Below are 13,066 nucleotides of genomic sequence, written 5' to 3' on the forward strand. Positions count from 1 at the left end.
TATCCGCTGGTCAATTTTCTCAAAAGTTGTCGCGTATCGATATGGTGTCTCGAAAACTTTTGAGATAGGCTTGGGTCATGCCCGAGACCACCGCCCCGATCACCAGCGACGAGGTCATCCAGACCATCGTCGCCGCCGGACTCGACTATCACGACTTCAAATGCGAGTACGCCGCCAAGCTCACCGCCCACCACCCGGTATGGGTGGCGATCGCGGAGATGGCCCGCACCGACGCCGCCAGCGTCGCGGCCTGGAAGATCAGCGGCCACCCCGACCCGTACGCCACCCCGGAATGGCTCGGGGCGGCCTGATGGACGGCGCGCTGCTCGGCTACGCCCGAGTCTCCACCGGACACCAGTCCCTCGACCAGCAGCACGACGCACTGGAGGCCGTCGGGGTCACCAAGGTCTACGACGACAAGCTGACCGGCACCAGCACACGGGAGCAGCGACCCGGCCTCGCTGCCCTGCTCGACTACGCCCGCGAGGGCGACACCATCGTGGTCGTCGGCATCGACCGCCTGGGCCGCAACGCTGCCGAGGTGATGATGACCATCCGAGACCTCGGGGAACGGGGCATCGTGCTGCGATCGCTCCGTGAGGGCATCGACACCTCCAACGCGACGGGCCGCATGATCGCCGGCGTCCTGGCCTCACTCGCCGAGCTGGAGCTGGAGTTGCAGCGGGAACGCCGGGCCGCGTCGAAGTCGGCCCGGCGGGCACGTGGCCTGCCGATCGGCCGGCCGAAAGCGTTGACGGCGCAGCAGGTCGAGATGGCGGAGCAGCTGCGGTCTGCGGGCCAGCCGATGCCGGATATCGCGGCGCAGCTCGGGGTGTCGCGTGCGACGCTCTACCGGACATTGGCCGAGGGGAGCGAGTGATGGGCGACAGTTCGGGTGAGGCTGACCGCCCGATCGTGGACTTCTCGATTCCTGAGCGGATTGTGCGGTGGCGGAGGTATGCCCGTGAGGAAGCGCGGGCCGCGCAGAAGGCTGCTGACGATAATCCGGCGGAGGCGATCTTGGCGGCTTCGCTGGCGACGATGTACCTAGCGCTCGCGGCCGATGCGGACCGGTTCGGTGAGCTGCCGGAGATCCCCGACGATGAGGTAGGTGGCGATGAGTGACGACGTGCGTGCCGAGCTGACTGCCAAGGTTCACGAGGCGCTGATGGACGAGCTGGTGATGGACAGCGACGCGGACGCGGACGACGTCGAGGCCGTCCTGGAGCTGGCGCAGCGTGCCGTCGGGGTGTTCATGGATCCGCCGTGCGTCGAGGGCCTGGACCATGAGTGGCGACGGGCCGCGCAGACGTTGGTGTGGTCGGAGATCCGGAACACCAGTGAGGGTGCGGAGTCGTGGAATCGGTGGCGCGTGGTGGCGGTGTGTGACCACTGCGGCAATCCGCGGGTGCTCGATGAATGGCGGCTCGACGGGTGATGGCCGGAGTGTGGGGTGACGGCGGTAGGTGGGTGATCGCACGCACGGTTGGGTGCCGGTGGGATGTGTTCCCGCCGGATCGGATTTATGCGGGCCGGCATGGCACGTACTGCTCGTTCGAGGAAGCTCGGCAGGCGTTCATCGCGGAGACCGCAGGCAGCGCGTCCTAACCCTTGCATCTGTATTACATCTGTAATACACTCTTGGTATGGCGCTGCACTGGGACACGGACCGCGACGAACATCTGGCCCGCCACGGTGTCACCACCGCCCAGGCCGACGAAGCGTTCGCCCACGAGGACGCGCTCACCATCAACCCCGACTACAACAGCAAGTCCGGCCTCGGCATCCGCACCATCGGCTACTCCGCCAGCTACGGCGACCTGCTCAGCGTTCTGAGCTACTTCGACAACGACGGTGTCCAGCAGGGCACCACCGCGTTCCGCGCCAACCGTAAAGACCGCCGCTACTACTTCGGACAGGAGTGATCACGATGGACCAGCACAAGATGAGCAACGAAGAGCTCCGCGACCTGATGGACGAAGAGGCCCGGGCCGCAGAGGCTGCCGCCTACGACGACGAGGACGACGGGGCGCCGCTGCCCCCGCATGTGACCGTGAGCCGGCCGAACCGGGCGCGCAGCAAGGTGCTGCAGGTCCGACTGAACCCCGACGAGTTCGAAGCTGTCGAGCGGGCAGCGGAGCGGCGGGGATTGCCTGCGTCGACCGTGGCGCGTGACCGGCTGTTGAAGATGCTCAGGGAGGATGCAGCGCCGGAATGGACTCTCGAGCAGCAGGTGAATGCGTTGAAAGCTGTCGATATCGTGCGGGCCGCGGTCAGTAGCAGCGATCCGGAGGAGAGCGCCGCCGCAGCGACTATGGAGGTCGCGAAGTTGGTCCCAGGTGGGCCCCGTGCGACGGATGCAGCGTTTGCGAAGGTGGCTCCGGACATCATCACGGGCCTGGCAAATGTGGCGCGCACGCTCGCTGAGCATTCCGCCGAACGGAGTGGGCTTTCGGTGGATCAGGTGATCGCAGACGTTGTCGAGGGTGTTCGGAAGGTAAGGATCGTCGGCTGAGCGCTCACCGCGCCCTGCCACTCTGGTCGCCGTGGATCCAGTCCAGGTGCTCACGGCCATCCGGCACGTGCGGGCGACGCGTGCTCAACGCCGGCCGAAGTCACCCGCCGAACTGGCGCGTCTGCTGGACCCGAAGTTCCGTGTGACGCCGACGATTCGGCTGCTGTCCGACCTCGCGGTCCGATCGGTCACACAGCCTGACGAGCGTGACGCGGTGTCGACTCCGCCGCGGACCGGCAAGTCCCGCATGCTGGCCATCTGGACGTCCGTCTGGGCGCTGATGGAAAACCCTGACCTCGAAATCGTGATCGTGTCCTACTCGGATGAGTTGGCGCAGGTGCATTCTCGTGAGGTCCGCAAGATCATCAACGAGCACGGCGACTTTCTCGGCTTCCGGTTGGCGCGGGACAAGACGGCGGTAGGGCAGTGGCGCGTCGAGGGCCACGAGGGTGGCGTCCTGGCGACGGGCATCAACTCGGGTGTGACGGGTTTCGGTGCGGATCTGATGATCATCGATGACCCGGTTAAGGATGCGGCGGAGGCGGATTCGAAGGCGCACCGCAAGCGTGTGCTGAACGAGTTTCAGTCGACGTTGTCGACGCGTGTGCATCCGGGCGGCTCGATCCTGTTGGTGATGACGCGGTGGCATGAGGAGGATTTGGCTGGCGCGTTGTTGAAGCAGGATCCGAAGCGGTGGCGGCGCACCAACATTCCCGCCGTGAGCGACGCGAAGATTCCTGACGCGTTGGGTCGGCCTCCGGGCGTTGCGATGATCTCGGCGCTGGGCTACACGGCAGCGGATTTCGCGGCGACGCGCCGCATGGTGGGGGAGCGGGTGTGGTTCGCGCTGTATTGCGGTGAGCCGAAGACCCCGGCGGGCAGCTTGGTGAAGGCGGCGTGGTTGGAACGCTGGCGGTTGCCGGTTGCGCCGAGCTCCCCGGTGTTCACGGTGGTGGCGGTGGACCCGAGCGATTCGGGTGAGGGCGACTCGTGCGGTTTGGTGGCGACGTCGATGACGGCTGGCGGTGTGGTGGCGATGATCGCGGACATTTCGGCGCCGATGACGTCGGACGCGTGGGCCGTGGCTGCGGTGGACCTCGCGGTGAAGGTGGGGGCGAGTCAGATCACGGTGGAGGGGTTTTCCGCGCGGGAGACGTATGTGCGGGTGGTTCGGGCGGCGATCGGGCGGGCGGTCGAGGCAGGCACGTTGGGCCGTGAGATTCGGGTGACGTCGTGGCCGCCGAAAGGCCGCGCGCGGGTGGGGGATGCGGTGGCCCGTTCGGCGGCATTGCTGCAGGCGCTGGAAACCGGAACCTGCCGTCTGGCGGGGCATTTCCCTGATTTCGAGACCAAAGCGGTGGCGTGGCAGGCGGGCCAGCATCAGCCGGACAACCTGGCGGCGCTGGTGATTGGCCATGATGAGTGCGTGCACGCGGCTGGGCTGGAGTGGGACATCGCGGCACCGGGCGGGGAACAATTCGGCAGTGGCACTGGCCAGGCGATGCCGGGCGCGTTCGGTGGCGGTGGCTCGGTGGTGGACCTGGGCGATTGGATGTCGCGCAAGATCAGTTGAGGGACGTGTTCGTACCGCGTCCTCGCGCCGAAGGGACAAGGCGAAACTGCCGCGGTGTGACCGCGAACCGTCTACGTTCGGCCTCATGAACAAGGACATCGAATTCCTCACGGCAGTTGCACAAGATCTCCGCTCGCGGGTGGAGTGGTACTGCTCCGAGCAGGACGACCCGGCCAGAATGCATGATCTCGTCATGTCGTTGTCGGCTTCCATGCTCGCCGTATTTGACCGCCTCGGAGCTGACCTTGGCGTCGATCTTCGGGAGGAACTCGCCAAATTCAATTTCCGACCAGAGAGGTAGCGGCAGTCCACTAGCGATAGTTACCGAGGCTCCACCATTCCCGTGTCTAGGATCACTTGCAGCGTAACGGTTTAGGTGTCATTCGCGTGCGTGCCTGGGTAGTTGCTGGCAGCGGGCTTACCTTGGCCCCGTGGGGACGAACGGGTATCGGCATTGACGGCGCCGCAACGCTGGCAGCCCGACGAGCACATGGTGGCCGCGGTGCTGTCGACGCCGAAAGCCTCGCGGAAGATGACCGAACTGTCCGACGCTGACCGCGCCTGGATCGTCGCCGGCCTCACGCTCGCCGGGGTGACGGCGCAAGACATCGCTGACCGGATGAGCTGTTCGTTGCGGCTGGTGCGGTCAATCCGCGCGGAGGACATCACCCAGATGGCCGTCGTCGCGCAGACCGAAACCCGTGCGCTCGGCGACGATCTGCGCACTGAACGATCAGATCACGCGCTGACACGGCGGGAGCTCAGAGAATCACGCACGGAAGCGGAACGTCTGCGGGCCCAGGTGGATCAGCTGCTGGACGTCTTGAGGGTTGGCGAGCGGATCGAGACGTTCCGTACCTGCGGGCATCCCAAGGTTAAGTGGAACTTGTATCGTCACCAGGGCCGCGACTATTGCCGGGAGTGCAACCGGGAGCGTGCATCTCAGTACAGGGCGCGCCGAAAAACCGCTGGCCAGAATGGCAATCACACCAATCGTGTGACGGTTTTGCACGCTGCCGCCGTAGCTTCCGCGTCATGAGCCTCGGATTCACAGCACCGCATATCACGGAACAAGAACAACTGAAAAAGCTGTACGCCAAGACGGGCGGGAGATGTCCGGGAATCTGCGCGGAAGGCCATCGGGTACGGGGCGCGAACGTCGTGCGGCGTGGCAACAAGGACTACTGCCGAAAATGTGTGGAGGCTGGGTTCATCAATCTTGAGCGGATGGAGCAGCCGGCCCAGTCGGTTTATTTCATCTCCGATGAGCATGGGAACGTCAAGATTGGTTACGCCACTTCGGTCCAGGCTCGTTTCGCTGATCTTCAAGTGGCGAATGCGTCGGAACTGACCATTGTGCTGGAGATGCCCGGCGGCCCGAAGTTGGAGCGGGAACTTCATCGACGGTTTGCTGAACATCGGGTGCGCGGCGAGTGGTTCAAGTTGACCACGGACATCCTCGAATACATCGCGAGCGTCCGGCCAAAGCCGCGCAAGGTCCCCGAATACGTTCGGATCCAACGGGAACTCATCAGCAAGCAGGAAGCGGTGACCATATGAGTCACGACCTCGGTGTGACGATTCTGATTCTCATCGTCTACGTGCTGGCGGTGATGCGGCTCGTTCGCCTGGTCAACTTCGACACCGTGCTGGACCCGTTGCGGATCCGTATCGCACGCCGGGCCCAGACCGCGAAGTCGGCCGGTGAAGAGGCGGAGGTGAACATGCAGCCCATCGCGGCGGAGCTGCATCTGCGGACGATGGCGCGGTGGAACACCCTGGCGTACTTCATCGGATGCCCGTGGTGCGTGGGGTTCTGGCTGTCGCTGGCGACTGCGATCGTGCCGGTGGTGCTCGTCGGGTGGCCGTGGTGGGCGGCGTTCGGAGTTGCGTTGGCCACCAGTCACCTCGTCGGGCTGGCGGCGCCGCTGTCGGCGGACGAGGACATCGAGATCGTCGAGAACGACGAGTAAACACCCAGCTTGGCTACCGTCTCGCTCGTGGCAGCTCCGGATTTGCGCGTCGTTCGACGCCGTAAGGGCACCGCGCTGGTCGCGTCCGGTGCGCGTCCTGTCGCGCTGACGGCAGCCAGCGCACCAGTGAGTGACCCGAGCAAGGTGTTCGGTTCCGCGACGATGGGTCGCCGCAACAACTGGCAGGCCGAAGCCTGGGAGATGTACCGCGCTGTTGGTGAGCTCGGCTATTACGTGCGTTGGCGCGCCAACTCGTGCTCCCGTGTGCGGCTCGTCGCGTCGGAGATTGATCCCGACACTGGGTTGCCGACCGGCAGCATCGATCCCGACAACGCCGAGGGTATGCGGTTCGCGGAGATCGTACGCGAGATCGCCGGCGGCCCACTGGGGCAGGCGAAGATCATCAAACGCGCGGCTGAGTGCCTCACGGTGCCGGGGGAGCATTGGATCGCGATCCTTGTGCGGCCGGCGGCGGGTTGGGCGGATGGGTCACTGCTGCCTGAGCGGTGGTTTGTGGTCAGCCGCAAGGAAATCGAGAAGGGTGCGCGGCGGAACAGCGTCGTGATCAAACTGCCGGATGGGTCCAAGCACGAGTTCGACGCCGCGGCCGGGGATGGCATGTTTCGGGTGTGGAATCAGGACGCTGAGGACGCATCCGAGCCGACGTCGCCGGTGCAGGCGTGCCTGGATCCGCTGCGTGAGATCGTCCGCACGACAAAGAAGATCCGCAACGCTGATAATTCGCGGCTGCTGAACAACGGGCTGCTGTTTGTGCCGTCGGAGGCGAGCCTGCCAGATTCGCAGGCCCCGGTATCGGCGGACAAGCCGGCCGGGTCACCGACGTCACCAGCTCGCCGGCAGGGTGTCGCGGAGAAGGTGCAGCACATGATCGTTCGCGTCGGTGAGACGGCAGCCAAGGATCCGGACAGCATGGCGGCCCTGGTGCCTGTCGTGGTCGCGGCCCCGGGCGAGCACCTGTCGAAGATCCATCACCAGGAGATCGGCAAGGACGTTACCGACATTGCGCTCAAGACGCGCACGGAGGCGATCGCGCGGCTCGCGATGGGCCTGGACATGTCGCCGGAACAGTTGCTCGGGCTCGGCAACTCGAACCACTGGTCTGCGTGGCTGATGTCGGACAACGATGTGCAGCTGCACGTGTCGCCGGTGCTGGAAACGATCTGCCAGGCCATCTATGACAGCGTGCTGCGCCACATGCTGGTCGCGGCTGGGATCGATCCGGACAAGTATGTCCTGTGGTACGACGCGAGTCGCCTGACCGCCGACCCGGACAAGACCGACGAGGCCCGCGACGCGTTCGACCGCGGCGCTATCACGGCCGAGGCGTTGGTCCGTCAGTACGGGCTGCCGGATGATGCGCTCTACGACTTCACCAGTTTGGATGGCTGGAAACAGTGGGCGCAGGACAAGGTTTCGCAGGATCCGACGCTGTTGCCGACGTTGCTGCCGCTGCTCGACGCGAGCGTGCAGGCCATCGATTTCCCTGAGCCGCAGCCTGCGTTGCCGCCGCCGGCCGACAACCAGCAATCCGATGACGAGTCGGGCGCGGATGGGCAGCAGGAACCGGCCACCGAGGACAACAGCGGCGACCAGGCCGCGGGCCTGCGTGGCGATGTCGAACTGGCCGTTGTGGACCTGCTCGTCGGCCGGGCACTGGAGTTGGCCGGCAAGCGCAGGGTTCGAACGAACGACCGTGTGCAGCACGCGCGTCTGCGTGACGTCGCGACCCGGGACTATCACCGGTTCATGCCGCCGGTCGACGACGGTGAAGTCGGCAGGTTGATCAAGGGATTTGACGATGTGCTCGACGGTGATTTCGCCGCGGCGCACGGTCTGGACCCTGAGCGCGTTCGGGCGGCGGTGCGGCGTATCGCGCGCCGCGAGCTCACCGCCCAGGTGGTCGACGGGCAGGTGGTCTGATGCACGTCTGCAAGCACTGTGGCGAACAGATTGAGCACCGGAACTTCTTGCTTGGGCCGAAGTGGGTTCACGTTTCCGGCGGGATGGGCGATTACACCTACTGCCGTCTGAGGGCCGCCGAGCCAGTGGAGGAGCGGGGCTGATGTTCTTCCCTGGGCGTGATGAAGCGTTGTCGCACACCATCAAAGCGGAGACGGCGATCAGTGACCTGTACGCGGAGGCGATCCGCCGGTGGGCGCCGGATGTGCAGGCCGCGGTGTTGCCGTCGCTGACGGCCTCGGCCGCGGGAGAGCAGCTGCCGCCGGACCCCGATGCTGTCGCGCAGCAGCAGCCGTCGTGGGAGACAGCCGCCACGGCGGTGATCGTCGCCGGCCTTGCGGTCCTGTGGGCGGTCGCGGTCTACGAAACCCTGTCGGGCCTCGCTGGCGTCGTTCCCTCGATAGGTGGCGACGGCGGCGACGAGCGTCCGCCGGTGCCCGAGATCGACGACGCGGTGATCGACATTATTTCGGCATCGGTGCGGCAGTCCCGTGCGGAGGTGAACGACGCTGTCGCATATGTGCAGGCCACGCCGTCGCTGGCTGCTGCGCGCGACGATTTCCTGTCCTCAAAACGTGAGGACATTTTCACCAGCACCCCGAAAGCGGTCCGCGCCAAGGTCACTGCGGCGATCTCCGATCCGGTGCTGACGGTGTCGGTGATCCCCGAGGATCGGCCCGCGGTGCTGCAGGCGGAGGCGGCCAAGGTGTTGCAGCCGTCGTCGGCTGTGATGCGGGAGATCGCCCGTGGCGGCGGGTACCAGGCGGCTGGCGTGATGAACCACGCGGTCGTCGCTGCGGCGGTGGCGTCGGCGCGTGAGTCCGGTGAGGAACTGGAGAAGACGTGGATCTGCACGATCGACGGGAAGACGAGGCCGACGCATTGGGCTGCTGATGGGCAGCGGGTGCCGCTCGCCGGGCGGTTCTCCGTCGGCGCTGACCAACTGTTCGTGCCCGGTGACCCGGCGGGCTCGCCGGCTGAGGTGAAGAACTGCCGTTGCCGTGTCGGCATTCTCGCCGTCGACGAGGAGATTCCCGACGAGGTGGACCGGCACACCGAGCGTCTCAACGGTCGCGACAGCGTGCAGGTCAACCGTCAAGGTAGCCAGGCCGACGAGATCCGGCGGCGGGCCGACAGCGGGAACGTCCGGGCCCGAGACGATCCGAACGGTATTGGGCAAGTGGCATCCGGCGGCTGGGCCGCACCAAGTGAACAGGAGTACGACATGACGACCCCAGTGATTGGCGGACCCACCAAGGCCGAACTGTCGGCCTTCGCCGCCGACGGTGGCGACACCACCGACTCGGAGACCTATCTGACCTTCACCGACGCACTGTTCGCGGTGACCGGCACCCCCACCGATGACCGCCGCATGCTCGCCGCGGACATCGCACTGTCGATGCGCGACACCCCGATGCCGCTGCAGTGGTGCGAGAAGATGGAGGGCGGCCACTACGGATCCGTCACCGTCGGTGTCATCGAGTCGATCGACTTCAAGAACGGCCAGGTGCTCGCGTCGGGCTACATGCTGAACAACGAGAACGCGCTCAAGGCGATGGATCTCGTTGCGCACGGTGTGTGCAACCCGTCGGTCGATCTGGCCAACGCCACCGCGACGTGGACCTACGAAGACGGCACGATCGTCACGGACGAGAATTACGACCCAGAACTGCCGATCTATGAGACGGTCACCGAGGCCACGCTGACGGCGGCGACCATCGTGGCGATCCCGGCGTTTGGGCAGACGCGCATCGCGCTGAACGCCGAACGGGAATCCCGGGACACGGCGCTGGTGGCGTCAGCCGCCGCGAAATTCCAGCCCCGCGTGTACGACCCGGCGTTGTTCTCCGATCCGAAGCTGCCCGGGCCGACGATGCTGACGATGAACCCCCAGACAGGTCGGATCTACGGGCACATCGCGGATTTCAAGGAAAAGCACCGCTCTGTGGGGCTGGGCCACATCTCGCCGCCGCACTCTCAGACCGGGTACGCGCACTTTCACACCAGCCCGCCGGTGCACCTGTCGGACGGCAGTCGCCTGCCGGTCGGCCGGCTCACCGTGGGGATCGGGCACGCCCCGACCTCGGGGATCAGCAACGCCGAGGCGCAAGCGCACTACGACAACACTGAGGCCTGCTTCGCGCTGGTCCGCGCGGGTGAGGACGCGCACGGCATCTGGGTGTCGGGTGTCGCTGCTCCGTGGGCCACGCCGGAGAAGATCGAAATGGGTTTGGCGGCACCGCTGTCCGGTGACTGGCGTCCGTACGGTGGTGCGCTCGAACTGGTCGCCGCGCTCGCGGTGAACACTCCAGGGTTCCTGTGCCGGGCCACGACCGACTCGCGAGGTAACCCGCTGTCGTTGGTCGCGTCGATGTCGCCGCGACCAGGCGCGCCGGCTCGGCCGGTGTTGTCGCGGGAGGACATCAAGGCGGCCGTCGCGGAGGCGTTGGCAGATTCCCAGCGGGCTGCGGAGTTGGCGCAGCGTCGTGACGCCGTGTTGGCGCGGGCTTTCGCCGCAGTTGGTGATCCGCCTGCTGAGCTGACGCCAACAGAGCGGATCGGTCAGATGCTCGCGGGGCGTGCCTGATGGGGTGCAGCTGCAGGGGCGGTCGGCGTGCCGGAGCCAAGACGTCGACGGGCTCGACGGTGGAGGGCTACGAGTACACCGCGCCTGACAAGACGGTGAAGACGTTCCTGATCTACCTGGAAGCGAAGAAAGAGCAGCTCCGCAACGGCGGCGGCACGATCAAAACGATTACCAGCAGCGCATAGCCGATAGCTGCAGAAAGGCTGCCGAAAGCCCCCGGTCTCCGCCGGGGCTTTCGCGTGCCCGGGTCGGTGCACCGTGCCCTCTTACTGTCCGGCGCCAGAGAGTTCCTGCCATGCGCTATGTGCCGGGGAGCGATCGGAAACAGGCAGTACCCCTTTTGATCCGAGACAGGAGCCATTGCAGTGAAGTTCACGACGCTGCCCGATCAGCTGCCCGCCACCGTCACCGAACTGGAAGAACTGGCCGCGGCCGTCGCCGCCGAGATCAACGTCTTCCAGGCCCGCTATGCGGCCGGTGACGAGTTCACCGAGGACGAAGTGGCCCGGTTCGAATACGTCACCGAGGCGCACGAGAAGGTCACCACCGAGCGCGACACCCTCGCCGCCGCCGAGCAGACCCAGGCCGACAAGGTCAAGGGCCTCATCGAGCGTTCGACCAGTGCCACCAAGAAAGCCACCGACCCGGCGCCGGCCGCCGACGCCGATGCGGAATCCGGCACCGAGGCAGAAGTGCCAGCCGCCGACGCCGACACTGCCGCTGCCGAGGTAGTCGCCGAGGCTGAGGCCGCGACAGCGGAAGCCGCCGAATCCAGTGCTGCCGTGACCGCCGGCGCCGGGGTGAGTTTCGGTGGCGCCGTCCGCAACAGTGACATCCCAGCCGACGCCCCGGCCGGTGAGAAGCCGAAGCGGTGGACGCCGCTGGCGTCGATGCCGAAGTTCGCCGAGTTCGGCGGCGCCAACGTCAGCTCCCGCGAGATCGCTGAGGCGATCGATTCGGTGCAGGCTGGTCAGCGGACCGGTCGCCAGCCGACCGGCGAGACCACCCTTGGTGGTCAGGCGTTCGCTACCCAGGCGCTGGCCAAGATGGCTCGGCCGCAGGGCAAGGTCATCGAGAACGCGCAGGACCTGTGGGCCGAACTGGACCTCATCGTCGACGAGATCCCCGGGCGCGGCAAGGTTTCCGCTGAGGCGCTCGTCGCCGCCGGTGGCTGGTGCGCCCCGTCGGAGCAGCTGTACGACTTCTGCCCCACCCCCGCGGCGGCCAACCTGCTGTCGCTGCCGGAGATCGCGATCAAGCGTGGCGGTATCCGGTTCCCCGCCGAGCCGGATTTCACCGCGCTGCAGACCGGTTTCCACTACACCGAGCCGCAGTTGGAAGCCACCGACGGTAACGGCAACCCGACCGCGGTCAAGGAATTCGTCGAGATCCCTTGCCCCGACGACATGATCGAATACCGACTCGAGGCGATCGGCTGGGCGGTCAAGGCCGGCATCCTGCAGCGGCAGGCGTGGCCGGAGCTGATCGAAAAGTTCGTCGACGAGTTCCTGGTGGCCCACCAGTACCGCGTTTCGGCGAAGACCGTGCAGAAGATGCTCGGCGAGTCCAGCGCCGCCAAGGTCGTGCCCACCGACGCGGTGCTGGGCGCCACCACCGGCGTCCTGAACGGTCTGCACGTGCGGGCCCGCAACATTCAGCTTAAGACCCGCCGGGACACCATTGAAGGTGTTGCGCCGGTGTGGTTCCGCGACGTGCTGCGCGCCGATCTGGCGATGCGGGACGGCAAGGACATGCTGTCGGTGTCTGACGCCGAGATCGACAACTGGCTGGCGGTCCGCGGGATCTACCTGCAGTACGAGGGCACCTGGCAGTCCCTCGGCACCGGACAGCCCGGCCACCTGGACACCTCGTGGTGGCCTGGCAGTGTCGACGTGATCCTGTACCCGGCGGGCACGTTCTTCCGGTCACTGGACAACGTCATCACCCTCGGTGTCCAGTACCCGATCGAGCAGGTGCAGCTCAACCGCTACACCCATGGGTTCTTGGAGGACTCGTTCCTTGTCGGGAAGCGTTGCGGCCCGTCGGATCTGATCCGGGTGCCGCTGTGCACGAACGGTGCGGTCGGTGCGCGCGAGACCATCGTGTGCCAGTCGGCCACGGTGACGAAGACGGTCGCCGTGCCCGGTACCCCGACCGGTGGCGGGATGACGCTGAAGTTCTCCGCCAACAACATCCCGTCCGGGTCGATCGCGTTCAACTCGTCCGCGGCCAACGCGGACACGGCGCTGACCGCCATCGACGATGGCGTCACCCAGGCGGGCGACATCACCGTTGCGGGTGGCCCGCTGCCGGGCGCTCCGCTGGTGGTGACCTACCCGGCGAAGCTGGGAGACCTGCAGCTGGCCGTCAACTCGTTGACGGGTGGCACCCAGCCCGGCGCTGGCGTGAACATCTCCTAGTCGAGGCCCGGGTATCGC

The 13,066-nt window shown here is 66.3% G+C and carries 15 protein-coding genes; all 15 read left to right on the top strand.

The features are described 5' to 3' along the window. Positions 1-77 precede the first annotated feature (77 nt). The 15 genes from BTO20_RS05970 (at position 78) to BTO20_RS06035 (ending at position 13,048) form a co-directional block, all read left to right on the top strand. On the top strand, positions 78-311 hold the full coding sequence (locus BTO20_RS05970; RefSeq protein WP_087074195.1) for a hypothetical protein: 234 nt from the start codon (positions 78-80) through the stop codon (positions 309-311). Next, complete coding sequence (locus BTO20_RS05975) at positions 293-880, top strand: recombinase family protein (RefSeq protein ID WP_087074197.1); 588 nt, start codon at positions 293-295, stop codon at positions 878-880. Before BTO20_RS05970 ends, BTO20_RS05975 begins: the two co-directional genes overlap by 19 nt. Continuing rightward, on the top strand, positions 880-1,125 hold the full coding sequence (locus BTO20_RS05980; protein ID WP_087074199.1) for a hypothetical protein: 246 nt from the start codon (positions 880-882) through the stop codon (positions 1,123-1,125). Before BTO20_RS05975 ends, BTO20_RS05980 begins: the two co-directional genes overlap by 1 nt. Beyond that, positions 1,118-1,438, top strand: a complete 321-nt coding sequence (locus tag BTO20_RS05985; protein WP_157680141.1) for a hypothetical protein — start codon at positions 1,118-1,120, stop codon at positions 1,436-1,438. The genes BTO20_RS05980 and BTO20_RS05985 overlap by 8 nt, the downstream gene beginning before the upstream one ends. Before the next feature lie 208 nt (positions 1,439-1,646). Then, the gene (locus tag BTO20_RS05990) at positions 1,647-1,925 is read left to right on the top strand and encodes a BrnT family toxin (protein ID WP_087074203.1); all 279 of its coding nucleotides are present in this window, start codon (positions 1,647-1,649) and stop codon (positions 1,923-1,925) included. Positions 1,926-1,930: 5 nt separating this feature from the next. Beyond that, entirely contained in the window at positions 1,931-2,515 is a 585-nt protein-coding gene (locus BTO20_RS05995) for a hypothetical protein (protein ID WP_157680142.1), read from the top strand. A 31-nt stretch (positions 2,516-2,546) separates the two neighbouring features. Beyond that, positions 2,547-4,088, top strand: coding sequence for a terminase large subunit domain-containing protein (locus tag BTO20_RS06000; RefSeq protein ID WP_087074207.1), 1,542 nt, complete (start codon positions 2,547-2,549; stop codon positions 4,086-4,088). A gap of 85 nt (positions 4,089-4,173) precedes the next feature. Continuing rightward, on the top strand, positions 4,174-4,389 hold the full coding sequence (locus BTO20_RS06005; protein WP_087074209.1) for a hypothetical protein: 216 nt from the start codon (positions 4,174-4,176) through the stop codon (positions 4,387-4,389). A 153-nt stretch (positions 4,390-4,542) separates the two neighbouring features. After that, entirely contained in the window at positions 4,543-5,127 is a 585-nt protein-coding gene (locus BTO20_RS06010) for a hypothetical protein (protein ID WP_232491055.1), read from the top strand. Further along, positions 5,124-5,648, top strand: a complete 525-nt coding sequence (locus BTO20_RS06015; RefSeq protein ID WP_087074211.1) for a GIY-YIG nuclease family protein — start codon at positions 5,124-5,126, stop codon at positions 5,646-5,648. Before BTO20_RS06010 ends, BTO20_RS06015 begins: the two co-directional genes overlap by 4 nt. Next, positions 5,645-6,061: a DUF1360 domain-containing protein gene (locus BTO20_RS06020; RefSeq protein WP_087074213.1), complete on the top strand. Its 417-nt coding sequence runs from the start codon at positions 5,645-5,647 to the stop codon at positions 6,059-6,061. The genes BTO20_RS06015 and BTO20_RS06020 overlap by 4 nt, the downstream gene beginning before the upstream one ends. Before the next feature lie 27 nt (positions 6,062-6,088). After that, positions 6,089-8,002 carry a hypothetical protein gene (locus tag BTO20_RS06025; protein WP_232491056.1) on the top strand — a complete coding sequence of 638 codons (1,914 nt, stop codon included), beginning with the start codon at positions 6,089-6,091 and terminating at the stop codon, positions 8,000-8,002. A gap of 142 nt (positions 8,003-8,144) precedes the next feature. Then, positions 8,145-10,628, top strand: coding sequence for a structural protein (locus tag BTO20_RS06030; protein ID WP_087074215.1), 2,484 nt, complete (start codon positions 8,145-8,147; stop codon positions 10,626-10,628). Beyond that, positions 10,628-10,813 carry a DUF7196 family protein gene (locus tag BTO20_RS41055; protein ID WP_456299081.1) on the top strand — a complete coding sequence of 62 codons (186 nt, stop codon included), beginning with the start codon at positions 10,628-10,630 and terminating at the stop codon, positions 10,811-10,813. The genes BTO20_RS06030 and BTO20_RS41055 overlap by 1 nt, the downstream gene beginning before the upstream one ends. Before the next feature lie 180 nt (positions 10,814-10,993). Next, on the top strand, positions 10,994-13,048 hold the full coding sequence (locus BTO20_RS06035; RefSeq protein ID WP_157680143.1) for a major capsid protein: 2,055 nt from the start codon (positions 10,994-10,996) through the stop codon (positions 13,046-13,048). Positions 13,049-13,066 lie beyond the last annotated feature (18 nt).

It is taken from the genome of Mycobacterium dioxanotrophicus (assembly GCF_002157835.1).
Classification (GTDB): Bacteria; Actinomycetota; Actinomycetes; order Mycobacteriales; family Mycobacteriaceae; genus Mycobacterium; species Mycobacterium dioxanotrophicus.

Excerpts from the sequence above, each read along its gene's own strand:
- BTO20_RS05970 (WP_087074195.1), top strand. The coding sequence starts at position 78 with ATGCCCGAGACCACCGCCCCGATCACCAGCGACGAGGTCATCCAGACC.
- BTO20_RS05975 (WP_087074197.1), top strand. The coding sequence starts at position 293 with ATGGCTCGGGGCGGCCTGATGGACGGCGCGCTGCTCGGCTACGCCCGA.
- BTO20_RS05980 (WP_087074199.1), top strand. The coding sequence starts at position 880 with ATGGGCGACAGTTCGGGTGAGGCTGACCGCCCGATCGTGGACTTCTCG.
- BTO20_RS05985 (WP_157680141.1), top strand. The coding sequence starts at position 1,118 with ATGAGTGACGACGTGCGTGCCGAGCTGACTGCCAAGGTTCACGAGGCG.
- BTO20_RS05990 (WP_087074203.1), top strand. The coding sequence starts at position 1,647 with ATGGCGCTGCACTGGGACACGGACCGCGACGAACATCTGGCCCGCCAC.
- BTO20_RS05995 (WP_157680142.1), top strand. The coding sequence starts at position 1,931 with ATGGACCAGCACAAGATGAGCAACGAAGAGCTCCGCGACCTGATGGAC.
- BTO20_RS06005 (WP_087074209.1), top strand. The coding sequence starts at position 4,174 with ATGAACAAGGACATCGAATTCCTCACGGCAGTTGCACAAGATCTCCGC.
- BTO20_RS06015 (WP_087074211.1), top strand. The coding sequence starts at position 5,124 with ATGAGCCTCGGATTCACAGCACCGCATATCACGGAACAAGAACAACTG.
- BTO20_RS06020 (WP_087074213.1), top strand. The coding sequence starts at position 5,645 with ATGAGTCACGACCTCGGTGTGACGATTCTGATTCTCATCGTCTACGTG.
- BTO20_RS06030 (WP_087074215.1), top strand. The coding sequence starts at position 8,145 with ATGTTCTTCCCTGGGCGTGATGAAGCGTTGTCGCACACCATCAAAGCG.
- BTO20_RS41055 (WP_456299081.1), top strand. The coding sequence starts at position 10,628 with ATGGGGTGCAGCTGCAGGGGCGGTCGGCGTGCCGGAGCCAAGACGTCG.